At 71.7% G+C, this 19,873-nt stretch carries 20 protein-coding genes; 12 read left to right on the forward strand and 8 right to left on the reverse strand.

Translation table 11 applies throughout. The annotated features are described in order from the left end of the window. The first annotated feature begins 2 nt into the window (after positions 1-2). The 3 genes from Vau01_RS17020 to Vau01_RS17030 are packed head-to-tail and all read left to right on the forward strand — an operon-like array spanning position 3 to position 2,674. Complete coding sequence (locus tag Vau01_RS17020) at positions 3-1,079, forward strand: NlpC/P60 family protein (RefSeq protein ID WP_203993360.1); 1,077 nt, start codon at positions 3-5, stop codon at positions 1,077-1,079. Between the two features lie 45 nt (positions 1,080-1,124). After that, complete coding sequence (locus Vau01_RS17025; protein WP_203993362.1) at positions 1,125-2,174, forward strand: serine/threonine-protein kinase; 1,050 nt, start codon at positions 1,125-1,127, stop codon at positions 2,172-2,174. Next, positions 2,171-2,674 carry a hypothetical protein gene (locus Vau01_RS17030; protein ID WP_203993364.1) on the forward strand — a complete coding sequence of 168 codons (504 nt, stop codon included), beginning with the start codon at positions 2,171-2,173 and terminating at the stop codon, positions 2,672-2,674. Before Vau01_RS17025 ends, Vau01_RS17030 begins: the two co-directional genes overlap by 4 nt. Here the strand turns inward: Vau01_RS17030 and Vau01_RS17035 are convergent, their stop codons facing one another. From Vau01_RS17035 to Vau01_RS17045, 3 genes are read right to left on the reverse strand one after another with little or no spacing between them, the layout of a single operon-like run. Further along, positions 2,675-3,535 carry a hypothetical protein gene (locus Vau01_RS17035; RefSeq protein WP_239151642.1) on the reverse strand — a complete coding sequence of 287 codons (861 nt, stop codon included), beginning with the start codon at positions 3,533-3,535 and terminating at the stop codon, positions 2,675-2,677. Between the two features lie 13 nt (positions 3,536-3,548). Then, positions 3,549-4,724, reverse strand: coding sequence for an RNA polymerase sigma factor (locus Vau01_RS17040; protein WP_203993366.1), 1,176 nt, complete (start codon positions 4,722-4,724; stop codon positions 3,549-3,551). Continuing rightward, positions 4,724-5,068, reverse strand: coding sequence for a YciI family protein (locus Vau01_RS17045; RefSeq protein ID WP_203993368.1), 345 nt, complete (start codon positions 5,066-5,068; stop codon positions 4,724-4,726). The genes Vau01_RS17040 and Vau01_RS17045 overlap by 1 nt, the downstream gene beginning before the upstream one ends. A 105-nt stretch (positions 5,069-5,173) precedes the next feature. Between Vau01_RS17045 and Vau01_RS17050 the strand changes: the two genes are divergently transcribed. The 3 genes from Vau01_RS17050 (at position 5,174) to Vau01_RS17060 (ending at position 9,405) form a co-directional block, all read left to right on the forward strand. Then, positions 5,174-6,181 (forward strand): LacI family DNA-binding transcriptional regulator, encoded by a 1,008-nt coding sequence (locus tag Vau01_RS17050; protein ID WP_203993370.1) that lies wholly within the window; start codon positions 5,174-5,176, stop codon positions 6,179-6,181. A gap of 7 nt (positions 6,182-6,188) precedes the next feature. Continuing rightward, positions 6,189-7,706: a glucoamylase family protein gene (locus Vau01_RS17055; protein WP_239151644.1), complete on the forward strand. Its 1,518-nt coding sequence runs from the start codon at positions 6,189-6,191 to the stop codon at positions 7,704-7,706. Between the two features lie 172 nt (positions 7,707-7,878). Next, positions 7,879-9,405, forward strand: a complete 1,527-nt coding sequence (locus tag Vau01_RS17060) for a ricin-type beta-trefoil lectin domain protein (RefSeq protein ID WP_203993372.1) — start codon at positions 7,879-7,881, stop codon at positions 9,403-9,405. Here the strand turns inward: Vau01_RS17060 and Vau01_RS17065 are convergent. The 3 genes from Vau01_RS17065 to Vau01_RS17075 are packed head-to-tail and all read right to left on the reverse strand — an operon-like array spanning position 9,402 to position 11,178. Beyond that, positions 9,402-9,821, reverse strand: a complete 420-nt coding sequence (locus Vau01_RS17065; protein ID WP_275423945.1) for a DUF5655 domain-containing protein — start codon at positions 9,819-9,821, stop codon at positions 9,402-9,404. The two genes, Vau01_RS17060 and Vau01_RS17065, sit on opposite strands and share 4 nt — an antisense overlap. Beyond that, positions 9,818-10,837: a hypothetical protein gene (locus Vau01_RS17070; protein WP_203993376.1), complete on the reverse strand. Its 1,020-nt coding sequence runs from the start codon at positions 10,835-10,837 to the stop codon at positions 9,818-9,820. Before Vau01_RS17070 ends, Vau01_RS17065 begins: the two co-directional genes overlap by 4 nt. A gap of 11 nt (positions 10,838-10,848) precedes the next feature. Beyond that, positions 10,849-11,178, reverse strand: a complete 330-nt coding sequence (locus Vau01_RS17075; protein ID WP_203993378.1) for a DUF952 domain-containing protein — start codon at positions 11,176-11,178, stop codon at positions 10,849-10,851. Between the two features lie 63 nt (positions 11,179-11,241). Between Vau01_RS17075 and Vau01_RS17080 the strand changes: the two genes are divergently transcribed. The 3 genes from Vau01_RS17080 (at position 11,242) to Vau01_RS17090 (ending at position 16,328) form a co-directional block, all read left to right on the forward strand. Next, on the forward strand, positions 11,242-12,855 hold the full coding sequence (locus tag Vau01_RS17080; RefSeq protein ID WP_203993380.1) for a chitinase: 1,614 nt from the start codon (positions 11,242-11,244) through the stop codon (positions 12,853-12,855). 53 nt (positions 12,856-12,908) lie between these two features. Beyond that, the gene (locus Vau01_RS17085; RefSeq protein ID WP_203993382.1) at positions 12,909-14,069 is read left to right on the forward strand and encodes an NAD(+)/NADH kinase; all 1,161 of its coding nucleotides are present in this window, start codon (positions 12,909-12,911) and stop codon (positions 14,067-14,069) included. 66 nt (positions 14,070-14,135) lie between these two features. Beyond that, on the forward strand, positions 14,136-16,328 hold the full coding sequence (locus Vau01_RS17090) for a discoidin domain-containing protein (RefSeq protein WP_203993385.1): 2,193 nt from the start codon (positions 14,136-14,138) through the stop codon (positions 16,326-16,328). Here Vau01_RS17090 and Vau01_RS17095 read toward each other — a convergent pair. Together Vau01_RS17095 and Vau01_RS17100 are read right to left on the reverse strand one after the other, a co-directional pair. Further along, complete coding sequence (locus Vau01_RS17095; protein ID WP_203993388.1) at positions 16,323-17,561, reverse strand: VWA domain-containing protein; 1,239 nt, start codon at positions 17,559-17,561, stop codon at positions 16,323-16,325. The two genes, Vau01_RS17090 and Vau01_RS17095, sit on opposite strands and share 6 nt — an antisense overlap. Next, positions 17,558-18,214: a spermine/spermidine synthase domain-containing protein gene (locus Vau01_RS17100; protein WP_239151645.1), complete on the reverse strand. Its 657-nt coding sequence runs from the start codon at positions 18,212-18,214 to the stop codon at positions 17,558-17,560. The genes Vau01_RS17095 and Vau01_RS17100 overlap by 4 nt, the downstream gene beginning before the upstream one ends. Positions 18,215-18,251: 37 nt before the next feature. On the opposite strand from Vau01_RS17100, the gene Vau01_RS17105 reads away from it, so the two are divergent. The 3 genes from Vau01_RS17105 to Vau01_RS17115 are packed head-to-tail and all read left to right on the forward strand — an operon-like array spanning position 18,252 to position 19,866. Further along, complete coding sequence (locus Vau01_RS17105; protein WP_203993394.1) at positions 18,252-18,758, forward strand: mycothiol transferase; 507 nt, start codon at positions 18,252-18,254, stop codon at positions 18,756-18,758. After that, on the forward strand, positions 18,755-19,096 hold the full coding sequence (locus Vau01_RS17110) for a DUF1330 domain-containing protein (RefSeq protein WP_203993397.1): 342 nt from the start codon (positions 18,755-18,757) through the stop codon (positions 19,094-19,096). The genes Vau01_RS17105 and Vau01_RS17110 overlap by 4 nt, the downstream gene beginning before the upstream one ends. Next, positions 19,093-19,866, forward strand: coding sequence for an SDR family NAD(P)-dependent oxidoreductase (locus Vau01_RS17115; protein ID WP_203993400.1), 774 nt, complete (start codon positions 19,093-19,095; stop codon positions 19,864-19,866). Before Vau01_RS17110 ends, Vau01_RS17115 begins: the two co-directional genes overlap by 4 nt. Positions 19,867-19,873 lie beyond the last annotated feature (7 nt).

The following is a 19,873-nucleotide window of genomic DNA, read 5'->3' on the forward strand; positions in this document are numbered from 1 at the left end:
GAATGAGCGGGCGGAACGACCGGTCGGTGCTGGTGAGCGTGCTGCTGGCCGCCATCCTCGTGGTCGCCGCGCTGGCCTGGCTGGGGTTCCAGCGGGTCGGTGGAACGCCGGACACGGCGGCGGAGACGTCCGACGAGGTGGCGGTCGAGGGCGCGCCGCTGGAGGTGGCCGGTTCGGCGTCGGTTCCACCGGCCGACCCGACCAACCTCACCTACCAGCGGGTGGCCGATCCGAACCGCACGATCGCCAAGGATGCCGCCGGCCGCACCGTCGCGGTGTTCACCGACGGCGCCCGCAGCGTGCGACTGTCCGGCCCCGTGCGCCGGTTCGCCGAGCCCAAGTTCACGACCGCCACCGTCACCACCGACGCCTGGATCCGGCTGGCCCCGCAGGAGTGGAAGGCCGGCGAGGAAAAGGCGGCCTGGTACAAGCCGTGGATCACCGCGGCCCTCGCCGACAAGGCCCCCGACGCGCTGGCCGTCGCCATGCAGTACGTGCAGGGCGCCCCGGAGCAGAAGGACGCCAAGGGCGTGCGGTTCGCCGGCGACGCCGACTTCGGCCCGTTCTCCGAGACCGACCCCGACGGCCGGGCCGAGAACTCCGACTTCTTCGACTACCTCGGCATCCAGTACCAGTTCAGCGACGGCGGCCGGTCGCAGCCGCAGGCCGACCGCAACGGCGACCTGGACTGCTCCGGCTTCGTACGGATCGTCTACGGCTACCGGCTGGGCTACCCGGTGCGCAGCCAGAACACCGCCGGCGCCGGCCTGCCCCGCCGCGCGTTCGCGATGTCGCAGTTCGGCCCGGGCGTGGCGATCGCCGCCGACAAGGGCACCCAGGTGCGCGACTTCAACCGCATGCAGAACGGCGACCTGGTCTTCTTCAACCTCGACCCGTCCGACGGCACGCAGGCCGACCACTCGGGCATCTACCTCGGCGTCGACGACGCCGGCCACCACCGCTTCCTGTCCAGCCGCAGCAAGGCCAACGGCCCGACCTTCGGCGACTTCGGCGGCCCGGCCATCCTCGACGGCGGCGGCCACTTCGCGACGAAGTTCCGCACGGTCAGGCGCTTGTAGCGACCGGGTCCTATCTTTGAACCCCATCGGGGACGGGGGTTCGGCGTGGAGGTGCGACTCGGTCCGTTCCCGTTGTGCGACACCTGCCGGGAACGCAACGGCGGGCTGGTGGCGACCCTGCACCGGCAGGTGCACGTCAAGGTCGGCGAGCGGGAGTCGTGCGTCGACGAGGACCTCGCCGGTCTCCTCGCGCGGGTGTGGACCGTCGGCGACACGGTGAGCGCGTGCCAGGACAGCGACGGACACGGCCGTGCCTACATCGTGCCGGAGCCGGAGTCGCGGGAACGCATCGCCGCGCTGCTGCGCTCGCTCGGCCTCGACGTGGACGACGAGGACGGGTGGCTGTACTTCCGGCTTCCCCGAGGTGCGCCGCCCGAACCGCCGGCACGGTCCCGGATCGACACCGCCGGGTCGCTGCCTGAGGTGCTGGCGCGGCTGTCGGCGGAGGTCGGGGCGCTGCGGCCCCGGCTCGCCGGTGCGACGACGGGCCTCGACCACGCGCGCATCCAGGAGGCGCGGGCCCGGCTGGACGTCGGCGCCGACGCGCTGGAAATGGCGCTGCGCCGGTCGGTCAGCCGGCTGCACCGGCCCGACGGGACACGTCCGCCGGCCGCACGCCTGCTCCGGGCCGGCGAGCTGGTGGCGGTGATGTTCCCGGTCGTGGCCGCCGCGGCGTGGATCTTCGACGCGTCGGTGGCCTGGATGGCCGTCGCCGCCGTACCGGGCTCGTTACTCGGTGGATGGCTGAACGGCCGGGCAGCGGATGGGCTCGACCGTCGGTTCACCCGCGCCCGGCTGGCCGCGGCCCGCTCGACCGGCACCGACACGGCGCCGGAACCCGACGACGATGCGGTGCTTCAGCCCGTCGGCGTCCGGCTCAGCCGGCTCGGAGCCGACCTCACCGGGCTGCGCTCGACCGCCGGCACCCTGCTGGTACGGCTGCTCGACGAGCGCGGCCCGGCCGCGGTGACCGGTGCCGACGTCATGGCCGCCGCCGACCGCGACAGCGTGTTCAACCTGGTCCTCTTCGCGGAGGAGGCGCTGGCCGTGTCCGCGTACAGCCTCGACGTCTGGCAGGAGGCGTCGCCCGGATGAGCCAGCGGATATTGCGGGAACTCCGGGAAGTCTCGGCCCTGCTGGCCGAGCGCTCGGCCGGGATCCGGTACGGCTGGTGGACCGGCCGCACCGACGACCCGGACTTCGTGGCCGCCGCCCGGCGGGTCAAGGACGATCTGGCCACGGCCGCCCACGCGCTGGGCCCGGAGATGCCCCGGCCGGTGTGGGTCAACCTGGGTGTCTTCGCGGTGGCGCACGCCCTGTTCATCGGTGTTCTCGTCGCCGTCACCGACCCGGGTCGGCCGTTGGTGATCCTGGCCGCGGTGGGCGCGTTCGTCGGCGTCTACGACCTGGCCTCCTGGTGGTCGATGCGGCGTGCGGCCGCCCGCCCGGTGCCGGCCGCCCACGACGTCGACGTCTCCGAACTCCGCGCACGGCTCACCGGCGTCCTCGACCGGCTCGACCGCGACAACGACAAGGCGGCCCGGACCGCGGCCGTGGAGATCGAGCGGGCGCTGATGTGGATCGAGGACGAGTAGTCAGACCGCCGTGGCGAGGGCCTCGACCAGCGCGGCCCGCCGCGGCTCGTCGGTGCGGACGCGGTTGCTCAGTTCCACGTGCGCGAACGGCGCGTTCGCCAGCGCCGCGGCCTTGGCCTGGACGTTGGTGGTGCCTTCGAGGCGGCCGCACTTCTGGGCCCAGGCCCGGCACTCGTCGAAGCCGGCCTCGGCGAGGCCGTCGGCGATGCGGACAGCCAGCGGATTGGGTTTGTCGGCACCGGTGGAGACGGCGATGTCGTGGTCGGGCAGGTTCAGGTCGGCGAAGCCGTGCAGTTGAAGCTGCGGGACGCCGCGGCGCGCCAGGTCGAGCGACAGGGCCTGGTAGAGCGAGTTCTCGTTGTGCGCCACGTCGGCCAGTTCACCGGCGGCGCGGCGGTTGGCGCCGGCGATCAGCAGGACGCTGCCGGGCACGGCGCGGAACAGGTCGAGGCCGATCCACTCGGTGCCGATGTCGGTGCGGGGATGCGGGACCTCGACCGCCAACCGGACCGGTGCCGACAGGTCGACCAGCACGGCGCCCCAGGCCCGCTCGTCGGGCGGTGAGGTGTGCAGCGCGTAACGCCGGCCGGTGACCTCGTCGACGCCCTCGACGCTGCTGAACCCCAACTCGGCGAACCGGCTGCCGACCGCGGCCGCCCGCTCGGCCTCGGTGGGATCGCGGTAGGGCTGTTCGGCGTACTGGGTGGCCAGGAACGCGGTGACGCGTCCCTGCAGCGTCGGCGGCTGGTCGGCGGCCGAGGGCAGCACGCGACGGTCGGGGCTGCGCACCGCGACGACCACGGTGACGAGCCCGATCGCGAGAACCAGGGCGGCGAGAGGGAGAAGACGCCGGAGCCGCATAAGAGTACATACGTTACCGGGACAGCGTTCGCCTCCGGTCGGTGAGGAATGCCCGTTCGGCGTCGTTTCCGGCCAGCGCGATCGCCGCGTCGTACGCCGCCACCGCGTCGAAATCCCGGCCAAGGCGGCGCAGGAGATCGGCGCGCACGGCGTGGAACACGTGGTAGTTGGCCAGGTCGAGGCCGTCGAGCAGGTCGAGGGCGGCCGCCGGTCCGTCGGTCTCGGCGACGGCGACCGCCCGGTTCAGCGCAACCACCGGCGACGGCGCAACCCGCAACAGGAGATCGTAAAGTGCAAGGACGCGCGCCCAGTCGGTGCCGCCGGGAGAGCTGTGTACGGCGTTGATGGCCGCCTGCACCTGATATCTCCCGGGCGACGCGCGTAACAACGAACGCCCTTCGGCGATCAGGTCGCGGTCCCACAACGATCGGTCCTGCTCGTCGAGCGGCACCAACGTGCCGTCCGGCAGGACCCGCGCCGGCCGGCGCGCCTCCACCAGCAGCATCAGCGCGAGCAGCCCGAGCACCTCGGCCTCGTCGGGCATGAGCCCGGCGAGCAGCCGCCCGAGCCGGATCGCCTCCGCGCACAGCCCGGTCCGGATCAGGCCGCCCGACGACGCCGCGTACCCCTCGTTGAAGATCAGGTAGACCACGGCGAGCACCCCGCCGAGCCGGGCCGGCAGGTCGGCGTCCCCCGGCAGCCGGTACGGGATGCGCGCGTCCCGGATCTTGTTCTTCGCCCGGACGATGCGCTGCGCCATGGTCGGCTCGGCCACCAGGAACGCGCGCGCGATCTCCGCCGTGGTGAGGCCGCCGAGCAGGCGCAGCGTCAACGCGACCCGGGCCGCCGGCGCGAGCGCGGGGTGGCAGCAGGTGAAGATGAGGCGCAACCGGTCGTCGTCCACCGCTCCTTCTTCGCTGTGCGCGGAGGCCGCGACCTGCGCGGCCTCCGCGTGCTTGTCCCGGCCACGCGTCTCCCGGCGCAACCGGTCGATCGCGCGGTTCCGTGCCGTCGTGATGATCCAACCCGCCGGGCTCGGGGGCGTTCCATGGGACGGCCACAGCGCGGCCGCCGCGGCGAACGCCTCCTGCACGGCGTCCTCGGCAATGTCAAGATCACCGGTGACGCGCGTGAGCACGGCGACCGCGCGCCCGTACTCGGCGCGGTAGACCTCTTCGACGCCCGCCATCAGGAAACGAACGGCCGGATCTCGATCGGCACCGTGGTGGCCCGCGACAGCTTCTCGGCCCAGCCCAGCGCCGCGTCGAGGTCCGGCACGTCGATGATGCTGAGGCCGCCCAGATACTCCTTGCCCTCCGCGAACGGGCCGTCGGTGATCAGCGGGTCGGTGTCGCGGGCCTCGACCACCGTGGCCGAGCTGGTCGGCGCGAGCCCGCCGCCGAACACCCAGGCGCCGGCCTGCTCCATCTCCTCGTGCACCGCCGTCACGGCCGCACCGATCTTCGCCAGCTGCTCGGGCTCCGGCTTCGTGCGGCCCTCCGGGTAGACGACGCTGAGCATGTAGTTCGCCATCGGTTCTCTCCTTCGCTCCGGCCTGTTGCCCCCTGTACGAACGGCCCACCCCGTATTCGACACCGAGCGCGCGGATCGATGGAGTGGTACGGTCCCCTCGTGGCGATGAAAGCGCTTACATCGGTCACCATCTACGCCGTCGCCGAGCGGGCCGGGGTGTCGATCGCCACCGTGTCGCGGGCGCTGCGCGACCCCGGTCTCGTGGCCGCGGCCACGCGGGCGCGGGTCGAGGAGGCCGTCGCCGCGCTGAACTTCACGCCCAGCCGGCTCGGCCGGTCGCTCGCCGAGGGCCGGCACGCGGCGAACGGCATCGTGTTCCCCGACCTGGTCGGGCCGTACTACGCCGAGGTGCTGCTCGGCTACGAGGAGGCGGCCGCCGAGCTGGGCCGCAGCGTGCTGATCCTCGGCACCCGCGGCCGGGCCGACCCGACCGCCCAGGTGCTCGACCTCGCCGGCCGGGTCGACGGGCTGGTCGTCATGGGCCAGACCGTCGCCGACGAGGTGGTCGCGTCGATCGTCGCCGGTGGCCTGCCGGTGGTGCTGCTCGCGCGTCCACCGGCTCTCGACTGCGACACCGACACCGTGACGGCCGAGAACGAGGTCTCCGCGGCCGGCCTGGCCCGACACCTGCTCGACCACGGGTACCGCCGGTTCGCGTTCCTCGGCGATCCGGCCGGGTCGCCCGACGTCGCCGGCCGGTACACCGGCGTGGCGGCGGCACTGTCCGACGCGGGGGTGCGGCCGCCGGCCCCGGTGCGGTGCGGTTTCGACGTGACGGCCGGGTACGACGCCGCGGTCGCCCTGCTCAAGCGCCGCACCCGCCCGCACGCGGTGATCTGCGCCAACGACGAGGTCGCGCTCGGCGTCCAGGAAGCGTGTGCCGACCGCGGCCTGGACGTTCCCGCCGACCTCGCGCTGGCGGGGTGGGACGACATCATGACGGCCCGGTTCGTCGGGCTGACCACCGTACGCCAACCGATGCGCAAACTCGGCGCGACAGCGGCGCGCTGGCTCCACGAACGCATCCTGTCCCCGTCCTCTCCCCCGCACAGAAAGGTCCTCCCGACGCAGCTCGTCGTACGCCGTAGCTGCGGAACCCACGCTCAGGATTGAGGTGACGATGCGACGCCTGATCGCCGTACCGGTGGTGGCACTGCTGCTGCTCGCCCCCGGCATCGCCAATGCTTCCCCGCCCAGCCCTCTCAAGCAGTACGCGGTCGACACGTGGCGGTCGATGGACGCGATGCTCTACAAGGAGACCGCGCTCGTCGCCGACAACGTCGGCGGTGACCTGTCGCCGGCCAGCCGCTCGCGGTACACGTCGCCGACCAACATCGGCGGTTACCTGTGGTCGGCCGTGGTCGCCCGGGACCTCGGTATCATCTCCCGCCGCGAGGCCAGCGACCGGATCGGGAAGACTCTCACCACGTTGGGTCGGTTGGACCGGCACCCCGCGTCGGGCATGTTCTACAACTGGTACGACCCGTTGAACGGCACCAAAATCAGGACCTGGCCCGAGGACGGCTCGCCCCGCAACCCGTTCCTGTCCAGTGTGGACAATGGCTGGCTCGGCGCCGCGCTCGTCGTGGTGCGCAACGCGGTTCCGGAGCAGCGTTCGAAGGCGTCGGCCCTGCTGTCCACAATGGACTTCGGCTTCTTCTACAACCCCGACGCCCGCGGCGGTGGCCTGCCCGGCCTGATCCGCGGCGGTTTCTGGGACGAGGAGCCGCTGACGCCGCCCGAGTGCAACGTCGTCGGCAACTACCGCGACCGCGGCCCGGACGTCTTCTACACCTGCAACCACTACGACATCACGGTGACCGAGCCACGGATCGCCAGCTACCTCGGCATCGCGTTCGGCCAGATCCCGCCGGAGCACTACTTCGCGACCAACCGCACGTTCCCCGCGTCGTGCGACTGGTCCTGGCTCGAACAGCAGCCCACCGGGGTGACCCGCACCTACCTGGGCGTGCCGGTGTTCGAGGGCGCGTACACCTACCGCGGCACGAAGTTCGTACCCAGCTGGGGCGGCGACATGTTCGAGGCCCTGATGCCCGACCTGTTCGTGCCCGAGGACCGGTGGGCCCCGCGCAGTTGGGGACGGAACCACCCGGCCACCGTGCGCGGCCAGATCGACCACGGCATGAACGACGCCAAGTACGGCTACTGGGGCTTCTCGCCGGCGTCGAACCCGTTCGGCGGCTACGCCGTGTACGGCGTCGAGGCGATGGGCATGGACCCGGGCGGCTACCCGTCCGACCGGGAGGGCACCAACTACGACGCCGGCTTCGGCGACTGTCGGCCGCCCGGCCCGGCCGTCACCTACGGGGACGGCGTGGTCACCCCGCACGCGGTGTTCCTGGCAATGCGCTACGCCCCGCGCGAGTCGCTCGACACCCTGGCCAAGCTGAAGCGCAATCTGGGCGCCTACGGCCCGGGCGGCTTCTACGACTCGGTCGCGGTGCGCAGCGGCACCGTCGCCCGCCGCCACCTCTCCCTCGACCAGGCCATGGTGATGGGCGCCATCGGCAACGTGTTGGGCAAAGAACTCGTCCGCAACGCATTCGCGTCGCCCGACATCGAGCGCCGTCTCCGCCCGTTGCTGGCGATGGAGGAGTTCTCCCTCCCCGCGCGGTAGGTCCCCCCGCGATCTTGGACTCCCTACGGGCCTATAGCACCGCACGGAGTCCAAGATCGCGGCCGCCGGGCATTGACAGGGATCAGTGTGGGCGGCGAGGATGCGGAGAGCGCTCTCTGGTCTAGACCGACGTCCACGGCCCCGCCCGGCCGTTGTCGAAGGGACCCCGTCCATGCCTCCCCGTCCGCGCGCCGTCACCGGCGCGTTCGCCCTCGTGCTCGCGCTCACGACCGTCCCCACGACGGTCGCCCACGCGAAGCCGGCCCCCGACACCCCCACCACCGCGATCCAGGGACTGAACCCGGGCATGGTCGACGCCATGCGCCGCGACCTGGGCCTCACCGACAACCAGATCCGCGGCCGCCTCGCGACCGAGGCCGCGGCACCCGTCGTGGAGAAGGCGGCCCGCGCCGCGACCGGCGACAGCTTCGCCGGCGCCTGGATCACGGCCGACGCCAGCCGGCTCGCCGTCGCCATCACCGACCAGGCCTTGGCCGACGCGGTCCGGCAGGCCGGCGGCGAACCCGTCGTCGTCGCGAAGTCCGAGAAGGCGCTGACGAAGACACGCGCGCGGCTCGACGCCACCAAAGCGGGCAGCGCCGTGCACGGCTGGTACGTCGACGTCACCACCAACAGCGTCGTGGTGACCGCCGCCAGCGAGGGCGCGGGCCGCGCGTTCGTCGCGGCGAGCGGCCTCCCGGACACGGACGTCCGAATCGTGACGGCCACCGACGCGCCGAAGCCGTTGTACGACATCCGCGGCGGCGACCAGTACGTCATCAACGGCAACACGTTGTGCTCGGTCGGCTTCTCCGTGGCCGGCGGGTTCGTCACCGCCGGGCACTGCGGCGGCGTCGGCTCGCCGACCCTCGGGTTCAACAACGTCTCGCAGGGCACGTTCCGCGGTTCGTCGTTCCCCGGCAACGACTACGCCTGGGTGCAGACGAACGGCAGCTGGACGCCGCAGCCGTGGGTCAACAACTACGCGGGCGGCAACGTGACGGTCGCCGGATCGCAGGACGCGGCTGTCGGCGCGAGTGTGTGCCGGTCGGGCCGCACAACGGGCTGGCGCTGCGGCACGATCCAGGCCCGCGAGCAGACCGTCAACTACGCGCAGGGCGCGGTGTACGGGCTCACCCGCAGCAACGCCTGTGCCGAACCCGGCGACTCCGGCGGGTCCTGGATCTCCGGTAACCAGGCGCAGGGCGTCACCTCCGGCGGGTCGGGCAACTGCACCAGCGGCGGCACGATGTTCTTCCAGCCGGTCAACGAGATCCTGCAGACCTATGGGCTCTCACTCACGACCACCGGCGGTGGCGGCGGCACGAGCCGGCTCATCGGCGCCCACTCCGGGAAGTGCATCGACGCGCCGACGTTCAACGAGGGCCAGCAGCTCACCATCTACGACTGCCACAGCATGATCAACCAGCAGTGGACGTTCGTCGGCGACGGCACGCTGCGCACCAACAACATGTGCATGGACGTCGCGTGGGGCTCGCGCGACAACGGCGCGGCGATCCAGATCGTCGGCTGCAGCGGCAATCCGGCCCAGCAGTTCGTGCTGAGCGCCGCGGGCGACCTCGTGAACCCGCAGTCGAACAAGTGCGTCGACGTGAACGGCTGGGGCACCGCCAACCACACGGTGCTGATCCAGTGGGACTGCCACGGCGGCGCGAACCAGAAGTGGCGCCGGGGCTAGGATCCCGATCGGTACGCCTCCAGCAACCATTCGGTGAACTCACCGTCCACATCGGACGGTGAGTTCAACCGGAAGGCGTGCAGCACGTTGCGCGGCGAGTACGTCTCGATCCGGGTGAACCGCGGGCTCTCGATCCGGCGCGCCAGCACCAGATGCCCGGTGAGCCACCGCCGGCGCGGTGTGAACGCGGCGAAACTCATCCTGACATGCAACGCGATGCGCGTCTTCTCCGGCAGTACGCTCACCGGTCCCACAGCTTCCACCGCCGCGAGGATCCGGTCGAATGTCTCGCGCACCATAGGATCACAGGAAGCGAAATGCCTTTCGAGGGAACCGAGCGGGGCGCAGGTGTGGGTCTGGTTGCGGTTGGCGAACGTGCGCCCGCAGGCCTCGCAGCGCCACAACGGCGCGGTCATTGGAGGTTGACCCGCACCCGGTCCGGGCAGCGCGGGCAGCGGAAGATCCGGTACATGCCGCAGTGGCCGACGATCACGCCGGTGGGTTCGGTCGCCGCCGTGTGCGCGGCGGTTCCAGGACGCAGGCCGCGCTCCTCCACCGGCCGCCAGCGCGCCGGGTCGCCCCACTCGCCGCTGTCGACCTGCAGCAGGTGCACCATGCGGTCGCCGCATCCCGTACACAGCAACGGAACCGCGTCGGTGGTGGGCCACGCCGCCCAGCCGCCGACCTTCCAGCCCGGCGCGGTGGCGAGTTGCCGGTGGTACCGCCCGTTGTGCTCCAGATCCCAGGCGTGCACGGCGAATCCGAGTTCGGCGGGGAGATCCTGCCACCACGGGTACTCCGTGACGCCCTCCGGGCTGAGCACGCACGGGTGCGGCAGGTAGCGGGCCTCGCTCACGGCGGGCTTCGGCGGCGGGTCGCCGGCCCGCGCCGGCAGCTCGACCGAATTGCGCCACCGCAACGTGACCGCGGGCGCCAGGCCGCCGCCGTCGAGGTCGTGGTCGTTCGGGCACCAGAGGACCTGGAGCAGGTCCGCACCCGGTGGCGGCGCGAGCGAGGGGACGTCGGCGAGCCGGAGCTGGGCGATCGCCACGTACGGCGTCGGTTCGGGTTCGGGCCGCGAGACGTGGCCGTGCGCCGTGCCGTCGCGCCGGTCGATGCCGCTGAATCCGGGGATGTCACTGGCGAGTTCGGCCAGAACGGCGACGTGGTCGGCCCAGTTCCGCGTCTGCCGGGCCGCGTGCAGCCGCGCCAGCAAGGGCGGGGGGACGGGCGTGCGCGTCGGAACCACGTGCTCGGCCGAGCACACCGGCCACGGCTCGTCGGCCGGCCACCACAACGGCCCGCCGACGTGGCTGCGTCGCCGCGACGGCCGGCCCCGGCGCGGATGCAGCCGCGTGGCGTCCCGTGCGTGGGCCGCCAGCCCGGGGAAGAGCGCCGCGACGCTTTCCGGCGCCGTCATCGTCGTGGCCATCGCCGCTCAGATTACCCGGGTAGGACCATCCGACCGGTGTCGTCGCGGGTCACCGGAACGACGTTCACCACCGCGTCGACCGGGATCGGCCCGTAGATGTGCGGGAAATCGGATTCGAATCTCACCGGTGCGGTGAGCTTGTCGAGGTCGACGGTCAGCAGCACCAGGTCGTCGGCGTCGGCATAGAACGTTTCGGCGACCGGGCGCACCTGATGGCGCAACGAGCAGTGGATGAAGCCCTGCTGTTCGAGCGTCACCCCGCGGGTCGACTGCCGGTACTCGCCGGCCGCGCGGGCGGCCTCCCACGTCGCGGCCTCGGTCAGGTGGAACAGTTCCGTCATGGGCCGCACGCTAACATTCCGTCTGGTCTAGACCGGACTGGTCCGATCGCCTACCGTCAATCCATGACCCCAGCAACAGTTGCCCGGCGGGCCCGCCCGCTCGCCCGGGCTCTCGTGATCGCGGCGCTGGCGGCGACCGCGATCACCGCAACCACCACGGCGGCTCGGGCCGCCTCTCCCACCGCGACCTTCGTCAAGACCTCCGACTGGGGTAGCGGCTGGGAGGGCAAGTACACGATCACCAACGGCGGCACCACCACGCTCGGTTCGTGGGCGGTGGCATTCGACCTGCCGGCGGGATCCGGCATCAGCTCGTCCTGGGACGCGCAGCGGACGCAGAGCGGAAACCGCTACACGTTCAGCAACCTCTCCTGGAACGGCCACCTCGCACCGGGTGCCTCGGTGAGCTTCGGCTTCATCGGCACCGGGTCGGGCAGCCCGGCCAACTGCACGCTCAACGGTGCCGCCTGCGGCGGTGGCACGAACCCGCAGCCGGGTGCGCCCGGCGTGCCGGGCAACGTCCGGGTGTCCGGCACCACGGCCGGCGGAATCTCGCTCGCGTGGAACGCGTCGTCGGGAACGGTCACCGGGTACCGCGTCTACGAGGGGACGGCGGTGCGCGCCACCGTCACCGGTACCACCGCGACGATCAGCGGGCTGCCGGCGTGCACCTCGCGCACGTACACGGTCACGGCGTACAACGCCAACGGCGAGTCGGCGCAGAGCGCGCCGGTCACCGGAACCACCACCGGGTGCACCGACCCCGATCCGGGCGGCCCGCTGCCGAAGCACTTCCTCACCGGCTACTGGCACAACTTCAACAACCAGGCGGTCGAGCTCCGCCTGCGCGACGTGCCGGCCGAGTACGACCTCATCGCGGTCGCGTTCGCCGAGGCGTCCTCGACACCGGGTGCGGTCACGTTCGGCGTCGACGCGGGCCTGTCGGCCTCGCTCGGGGGGTACACCGACGCCGACTTCCGCGCCGACGTCGCCACCGTGAAGGCGCGCGGCAAGAAGGTGATCCTGTCGGTCGGCGGGGAACTCGGGCGGGTCGCGGTCAACGACGCCACGTCCGCGACGAACTTCGCCAACAGCGTGCGCGGCATCATCCAGTCGTTCGGGTTCGACGGCGTCGACATCGACCTGGAGAACGGGCTCAACCCCACCTGGATGGCGCAGGCGCTGCGCACGTTGCGGAGCCAGGTCGGCAGCGGTCTCATCATCACGATGGCGCCGCAGACGATCGACATGCAGTCGACGGGCGGCAGCTACTTCGCGCTGGCGCTGAACATCAAGGACATCCTCACCGTCGTCCACACGCAGTTCTACAACTCGGGCTCCATGCTCGGGTGCGACCAGATGGCCGCGTACGGGCAGGGAACGGTCAACTTCCTCACCGCGCTGGCGTGCATCCAACTGGAGAACGGGCTGCGACCCGATCAGGTCTCGCTCGGCCTCCCGGCGGGCCCGGGCGCGGCCGGCGGCGGCGTGGTCGCGCCGTCGGTGGTCACCAACGCCCTCGACTGCCTGGCCCGCGCCACGAACTGCGGCTCGTTCCGCCCGCCGCGCACCTACCCCGGCATCCGCGGCGCGATGACCTGGTCGATCAACTGGGACGTCACCAACGGCAACGGCTTCGCGAGAACCGTGCGTCCGCATCTGAACACGCTTCCCTAGGGATACGGTGGGGCGGGCGAACCAGCCCGTCCCACCGATCCGGAGGCGGCACCATGGGCATGATCCACGTGGTCGGCATCGTGCTGCATCCGCGGCGCGACTGCACGCCGGCCGTCGACACGATTCTCGCCTGGGCCAAGGACCGGGGGGCCACCGTGCTCGGCCTCGAGGACGAAATCGGCCGCATCGACTGTTCGGCGGTCGCCGTGTCGCCCGAGGAGCTCATCGAGCGGTCCGGGCTGATGGTGAGCCTCGGCGGCGACGGAACGATGCTGCGGGCGCTGCGGCTGGTGCAGGGCCGCGACACCCCCGTGCTCGGCGTCAACGTCGGGCGGCTGGGCTTCCTCGCCGAGGTCGACGCCGCCCATCTCGGCGAGGCGCTGTCGGCGATCGACGAGCACAAGTACAGCGTCGAGCCGCGGATGGCCGTGCGTACCACGCTGCCCGACGGTACCGAGGTCAACTCGTTCAACGACATCGCGCTGGTGCGGTCGCCCGGCGACGGGCTGGCGGCGGTCAGCATCACCGTGGAGGGGCACAGTTTCGTGCGGTACGCCGCCGACGCGGTGATCGTCTCGACGCCCACCGGGTCCACCGCGTACAGCTTCTCGGCCGGCGGGCCGATCGTCTCGCCCACCGTGCCCGGTCTGCTCGTCAACGCGGCGGCGGCGCACGCGTCGTTCAACCGGTCGCTGCTGCTGTCGCTCGACGAGCGGCTCACGCTCGACGTGCTGCCGAGCAGCGGCCGGCTCGCGGTGGAGGGCGACGGGATCGTGCGGGGTTACGTCAGCGCCGGCGACTGCGTGCCGATCACGCCGCTGCCCGGCGCCGCGCACGTGGTGCGACTGGGCCGCACCACGTTCTACGAGCGGGCCCGCCGCAAGCTGCGGGTGGCCGGCAGCGCCCAGGTCGACACGCTCGACTCGTCGAACGTGAGCGTGGTCGACAACTTCGAGGCCGGGCGGTACGAGGTGCTGGTCGCCGGCGAGGTGGCCGGGTTCGTCGAGTACCGGCGGTCGCCGGGCCACGTCGAGTTCCTGCACACCGAGATCCACCAGGGGTACGAAGGGCGCGGGCTGGCCGGCCGGCTGGCCACCAGCGCGCTCGACGACGTGCGGGTGCGGGGCGCGACGGTCAGCCTGGTGTGCCCGTTCATGACCGGGTACGTCGACCGTCACCCCGAGTACGCCGACCTGGTGGCTCCATCGGGGTAGGCCGATCGGCCCGTATCGCTGCGAGCGGCGCACCACCGGCCCGCGACCACGCCAGAATCAGCCAGCGTGTCCCCCGACGAAGCCCCGCCGACGCGCCGGCGCTGGTGGCGGCGACCCGGCGTCCAGTTCCTCGTGGCGGCGGTGGCCGCCGGCACCACCGCGGTCGTCGTCTTCGAACCGTTCGACCGGTCGCCGGCCGCCGTCCCGTCCACCGACGGGGTCGTCGAGGTCGCCTGGGACAACCCGGTGAACACCTTCGACGGCAGCCCCGCGCTCGGCGCCGGCATCGACGGCCTCGAGGGCGGCGAGATCGACAAGGTGTGGACGCCCGCGAACCTCGACGCGATGCGGTCGGCCGGGTTCGGCTCGCTCAGCTACCGGCTGCGCACCGAGCTCGGCGTCAAGGCGTGGCACTGGAACGCGGCGGGCACCTGGAGCGATCCCGCCCGCGGTCAGGGCTACTGGACGTCGGCGACCGAGGTCCACGACGATCCCGGCGTCTCCTACGGGTACCACCTGCCGCGCCGGGGCCACACCCTCGACATGGCCAAGGACGACGGCTACTCGCGCCTGACCGACGGCGACCCGACCACGTTCTGGAAGAGCAACCCGTACCTCGACTCGCACTACACCGGCGTACCGGACGCCGACCATCCACAGTGGATGGTGCTGTCGTTCCCCGAGGCGGTGCCGGTCGACCAGGTGCGCGTCGAGTGGGGCACGCCGTACGCCACCGGCTTCCGCGTCCAGTACTGGACCGGCCAGGACGCGTTGTTCCCGGCCCAGCCCGGCCCGGTCGACTGGAAGGACTTCCCGCGCGGCACGCACACCGGCCGCGGCGGAGCGCAGACCGTGCGGGTGGCCGACGCCCCGGTCGAGGCGCAGTTCATCCGGATCCTCATGACCGCCGACTCCGACACCGCGCCGGCGGGCAGCACCGACGTCCGCGACCGCCTCGGCTACGCCGTGCGGGAACTGTCGATCCTGAGCGGCTCGACAGACCACGTGCGGCACCGCGCCGACCGGACCCAGACGATGACGGTGGTCTCCTCGACCGACCCGTGGCACCGGGCGACCGACGTCGAGAAGAACCACGAGCACGCCAGCTTCGAGCGCACGTTCGCCAGCGGCCTCACGGCGGGCGCGCCTCTGATGGTGCCGGTGCCGGCCCTGTACGGGACGCCGGACGACGCCGCCGCGCTGGCCACGTACCTACGGAACAAGAAGGTGCGCCGGATCGAGGTCGGCGAGGAGCCCGACGGTCAGATCACCCAGCCGCGCGACTACGGCGCGCTGTACCTGCAGATGGCCACCGCGATGAAGGCGGTCAACCCCGACCTCGAGTTCGGCGGCCCCGGCTACCAGACCGTGATCCCGGACTGGTTCGCCTGGCCCGACGCGAACGGCGTCCGGTCGTGGACCGGCCAGTTCGTCGCGTACATGCGCGAACGCAACCGGATGGACGACTTCGACTTCTTCTCGTTCGAGTGGTACCCGTTCGACGACGTGTGCGAGGACCCGGCCGGCCCGCTGGCCCGGCACCCGTCGATGCTCGTCGACATCCTCCGCCGGCAGGAGGCGGCCGGGCTGCCGCCCGACATCCCGAAGGTGATCACCGAATACGGCTACTCCGCGTTCGCCGGGCAGCCCGAGGTCGAGTTGCCCGGCGCGATCGTCAACGCCGAGACGGCCGCGCTGCTGCTCGCGCTCGGCGGCGAGACCAGCTACCTGTACGGGCTCGAACCCGACGACGTCTTCCAGGAGGACGAGAGCAAGCCGTGCAACACCTGGGGCAACCTGATGCTGTTCCAGAACGTCGCCGGCAAACCCGTCCGGCCGATGCCGACCTACCACGCGGCGCAGTTGGTGAACCGGCACTGGGTCCAACCCGGCACCGGACGGCACACCGTGTACCTGGCGTCGTGTTCCCTGAAAATCAAGGGCAACTACCCACAGGTGACGGCGTACGCGCTGCGCCGTCCCGACGGCAAACTGTCGGTGCTGCTGCTGAACAAGGACCCGCGCAGGCCGGTGACCATGCGCGTGGCCCGAAAGACGCACGGCGTCCAACGCCCGGTCACCGGCGACCTCGACCTGTTCCAGTACTCGCCGTTGCAGTGGAACTGGGTCGCCCACCCGCAGGGGCGGAGCTACCCCGACCTCGACCTCCCGCCGTTCCACACCACGATGGACGACGGACGCGCCGTGGTGCTCCCGCCGTACTCGGTGACCGTGGTGCGAACGACGAAAGCCTTATAGGACGCCCGCAGCGGTGGCCGCCGCGACCCACGGCTTGACGAAGTTGCCGAAGATCTGGCCGTACATGTCGGCGTCGGGGTAGCGGTCGATGTCGTCGATCGGGATGAACCCCGCGTTGTCGACCACCCCGCCGGTGACGTTGTCGAGCCGCGCCAGCACCCCGTATTCGGCCCGCCCGAGCCCGAGGAACATCCAGAAGATCGGCAGCCGCGACGACTTCACGAGCGTCTCGACGATCTTCTTCTCCGCGTGCACGCCCCCGTCGGACCAGAACAGCACCAGCGTCGGATACGGCGACGGCTCGGCCTGCGTCCAGTCGACGATCTCCTTCATGACCCGCGGTTCGTAGTTGCCGCCCTCGGCCTTCTTCTTCGCCGCCGCGTTCGCCTCGACGTAGTCGCCCATCGTGCCGACGGTGGCCGGCGCCGACCGCACCGGGAAGTCGCCGAAGAACCACACCTCCATCCGCCCGTCGTCGTCGAGAACGTCGGCGATGGCCACCATGCGCTCCAGCGAGCGCTGCACGGTTCCGTTGCGGTACATGGCTTTCATCGAGCCGCTGGCGTCGATCGCCAGCACCACCCGGAAGGTGCGGTCGGCGAGATCGTTCTTCGTGAGCGCGACCGACACCTCGTACTTGCGGAGATCGATCTTCGGCGCGTCGGCCGCCGGCTTCGTCAGATTGACCCGGCTGTTGAGGGCGGCCGGAGCCGGTTCGTCGTCCTCGGCGACGGTGATCCCGGCGTCCGTCGCCAGGCCGTGCAGGCCGTCGGTGAAGCCGTCGCCCACGCAGCGGACCTTCAGCCCGCCGCCGTGCCGGTACACCTCGGCCACGATCAGCGCGTCCTGGCGGTCGGGCGCGCCGAGGTCGAGCGTGGCCACCACCGCGCCCGACGCGTCGGTCACGTGCGCCGCCAGGCCGCGCACCCCGCCGAACGTTCCGCCCGTCACCGTGACGCCGACGCGCACCCGCACCAGGTCCGCCGGCCAGAACGAAGGATCCAGCACCAGTTCGTGCCGGCCGGCCGCCGCGGCGCGCCACGAAACACCCGGATAGCCGTCGAGGGCGGGCTGGTTGTAGAAGACCATGCCGTCCTCGTTGACCACCCGCCGGTCCTCGCCCAGGAGGAACCCGGTGAGGTCGACCTCCGGGCCGGGATCGTGCGTCACCACGACCGTGTACGGCGCCGCACCGCCGAGCGGCGCGTTCTGACCGCGGACCAGAGTCGTCACTGAACCTCCAAAGCAGCCACCCACACCACGTCCGGCGCCCCGCGCGGCACCGGCACCCGGATCGTCGTCACCCGGCCGAACATCGCCGCCAACCGCGCCGCGAACGCCGCCGACTCGGCGGCGCTCCACACCGCGAGCACCCCGCCCGGCCGCAGCCGCGACCGCAGCAGCGAGAGCCCGTGATCACCGTAGAGGGCGCGGTTGTCGTCGGTCACCGTCCACTCCGGACCGTTGTCGACATCGAGACAGATGACGTCGTACTCATCCGCCCGGTCAGCGAGATGCGCCATGAGGTCGGCGCGGACCACGCGCACGCGCGGGTCGGCGAGGCCGCCGGCGCCGAGATGGTCGCGGTGCCAGGCGATCACCGTGGGTTCGATCTCCACCACCGTGATGATCTTCGGTGACGCGCTGCGCACCGCTTCGGCGAGCGAGAACCCGACGCCCAGCCCGCCGATGAGCACATGGTCGGGTGACCGGCACGCGTCGAGGGCGGCGGTCACCAGCAGCCGCTCGGACTCGCCGTTGCGGGTGTCCATGAGGAAGACGCCGTTGCTGATGATCTCGAAGTCGTCGCCGCGCCGGCGCAGCACGATCTCACCACGCTCGGTGACGGCACGATCGATGGTGAGCGTCTCATCCCGCGGGTCCACGGGGCCCATTCTCGACCACCGGCCTAAGGTCGATGTCATGAACGTCAACGACCTGCTCCTTGACGGCTTCGGCCGGCTGCCCGACCTGGTGCGCTCGGCCGTGGAGGACCTGGACCCCGACGACCTGCGCTGGGCGCCGGGCCCGGCCGCCAACCCGATCGGCTGGCTGGTGTGGCACCTCACCCGCGTGCAGGACAGCCACCTCGCGGAGGTGGTCGGCAGCCGGCAGGTCTACCTCGAAGGCGCCTGGTCGAAGCGGTTCGGCCTGGAACCCGACCCCGAGGAGACCGGCTACGACCACACGATCGAGCAGGTGCACACCGTCCACCCGGAGAGCGCCGACGCGCTGGTGGAGTACTTCGACGCGGTCCACGAGAAGACCGTCACGTTCCTGCGCGGCCTGACCCCGGCGGACCTCGACCGGATCGTCGACGAGCGGTGGGACCCGCCGGTGACGCTCGGTGTGCGGCTGATCAGCGTCCTCGACGACGACCTGGAGCACGTGGGGCAGGCCGCCTACGTGCGCGGTTTACTGGGTCGATGACCAAGGCATACGCGCTCGCCCACCTGTACAACCCGTCGGCGCACCCGGAGGTGCTGGAGTACCTGGAGCGCATCCAGGGCACGCTCGAACCGTTCGAGGGCCGGTTCCTCGTTCACGGCCCGCAGGTCGAGGTGCGGGAGGGCGAGTGGCCCGGCACGCTCGTCATCATCGAGTTCCCGTCGGCCGACCACGCCCGCCGCTGGTACGACTCCCCGGGGTACCAGGAGATCCTGCCGCTGCGCACGAACAACATCACCGGCTCGGCAATCGTCGTCGAGGGGGTCCGGCCCGACCACGACCCCGCGAAGATGGCGGCGGCCATGAGAGCGGCTCAGTGAGCACGGTTCTCGTCACCGGCGCCACCTCCGGGTTGGGGACCTGGCTGGCGCGCCGCCTCACCGCCGACGGGCACACCGTGCTCGTCCACGGCCGCGACCCGGCGAAGGTGAAGGCGCTGGCCGCCGACCTGAACACCGACGGTTTCGTCGCCGACCTCGCGAGCCTCGCCGACACCCGGCGGCTGGCCGGCGACGTCGCGGCGCGCGGACGGCTCGACGTCCTCGTGAACAACGCCGCCGTCGGCTTCGGCCGGCCGGGCGCCCCGCGCCAGCTCAGCGCCGACGGGCACGAACTGCGGTGGGCGGTGAACTACCTGGCGCCGGTGCTGCTCACCCGGGACCTGCTGCCGGTGCTGCGGGCGAGCACGCCCGCCCGCGTCGTGAACGTCGGTTCGCTCGGCCAGGTCTCGATCGACTTCGACGACCTGGGCATGGAGCGCGGCTACGACGGCATCACCGCCTACCGGCGGTCGAAGCTGGCGCTGGCCGCGTTCACGTTCGACCTCGCCGAGGAACTGGCCGGCAGCGGCGTCACCGTCACGTGCATCCATCCGGCCACGTTCATGGACACGGCGATGGTCGGCGAGTACGGCGCCGCCCCGCTGTCCACAGTGGACGAGGGCGGCGTGGCCACGCTGGCGCTCGTCACCGGTCCCGAACATGCCGCGACCAACGGTGAGTTCTTCGACGGCCTCAGCCCCACGCGGGCCCATCCCGATGCCTACGACCCCGGAATCCGCCGCCGCCTCCGCGCGGCCACGACCCTGTAGCGTTCCC

The sequence above is a fragment of the Virgisporangium aurantiacum genome (assembly GCF_016863635.1).
Lineage (GTDB): Bacteria > Actinomycetota > Actinomycetes > Mycobacteriales > Micromonosporaceae > Virgisporangium > Virgisporangium aurantiacum.

What these genes read in the sequence shown, in the direction of transcription:
- Vau01_RS17020 (WP_203993360.1), top strand. Translation starts at nt 3, where the DNA reads ATGAGCGGGCGGAACGACCGGTCGGTGCTGGTGAGCGTGCTGCTGGCC.
- Vau01_RS17030 (WP_203993364.1), top strand. Translation starts at nt 2,171, where the DNA reads ATGAGCCAGCGGATATTGCGGGAACTCCGGGAAGTCTCGGCCCTGCTG.
- Vau01_RS17035 (WP_239151642.1), bottom strand. Translation starts at nt 3,535, where the DNA reads ATGCGGCTCCGGCGTCTTCTCCCTCTCGCCGCCCTGGTTCTCGCGATC.
- Vau01_RS17040 (WP_203993366.1), bottom strand. Translation starts at nt 4,724, where the DNA reads ATGGCGGGCGTCGAAGAGGTCTACCGCGCCGAGTACGGGCGCGCGGTC.
- Vau01_RS17045 (WP_203993368.1), bottom strand. Translation starts at nt 5,068, where the DNA reads ATGGCGAACTACATGCTCAGCGTCGTCTACCCGGAGGGCCGCACGAAG.
- Vau01_RS17050 (WP_203993370.1), top strand. Translation starts at nt 5,174, where the DNA reads ATGAAAGCGCTTACATCGGTCACCATCTACGCCGTCGCCGAGCGGGCC.
- Vau01_RS17055 (WP_239151644.1), top strand. Translation starts at nt 6,189, where the DNA reads ATGCGACGCCTGATCGCCGTACCGGTGGTGGCACTGCTGCTGCTCGCC.
- Vau01_RS17060 (WP_203993372.1), top strand. Translation starts at nt 7,879, where the DNA reads ATGCCTCCCCGTCCGCGCGCCGTCACCGGCGCGTTCGCCCTCGTGCTC.
- Vau01_RS17065 (WP_275423945.1), bottom strand. Translation starts at nt 9,821, where the DNA reads ATGACCGCGCCGTTGTGGCGCTGCGAGGCCTGCGGGCGCACGTTCGCC.
- Vau01_RS17070 (WP_203993376.1), bottom strand. Translation starts at nt 10,837, where the DNA reads ATGGCCACGACGATGACGGCGCCGGAAAGCGTCGCGGCGCTCTTCCCC.
- Vau01_RS17075 (WP_203993378.1), bottom strand. Translation starts at nt 11,178, where the DNA reads ATGACGGAACTGTTCCACCTGACCGAGGCCGCGACGTGGGAGGCCGCC.
- Vau01_RS17080 (WP_203993380.1), top strand. Translation starts at nt 11,242, where the DNA reads ATGACCCCAGCAACAGTTGCCCGGCGGGCCCGCCCGCTCGCCCGGGCT.
- Vau01_RS17085 (WP_203993382.1), top strand. Translation starts at nt 12,909, where the DNA reads ATGGGCATGATCCACGTGGTCGGCATCGTGCTGCATCCGCGGCGCGAC.
- Vau01_RS17105 (WP_203993394.1), top strand. Translation starts at nt 18,252, where the DNA reads ATGAACGTCAACGACCTGCTCCTTGACGGCTTCGGCCGGCTGCCCGAC.
- Vau01_RS17110 (WP_203993397.1), top strand. Translation starts at nt 18,755, where the DNA reads ATGACCAAGGCATACGCGCTCGCCCACCTGTACAACCCGTCGGCGCAC.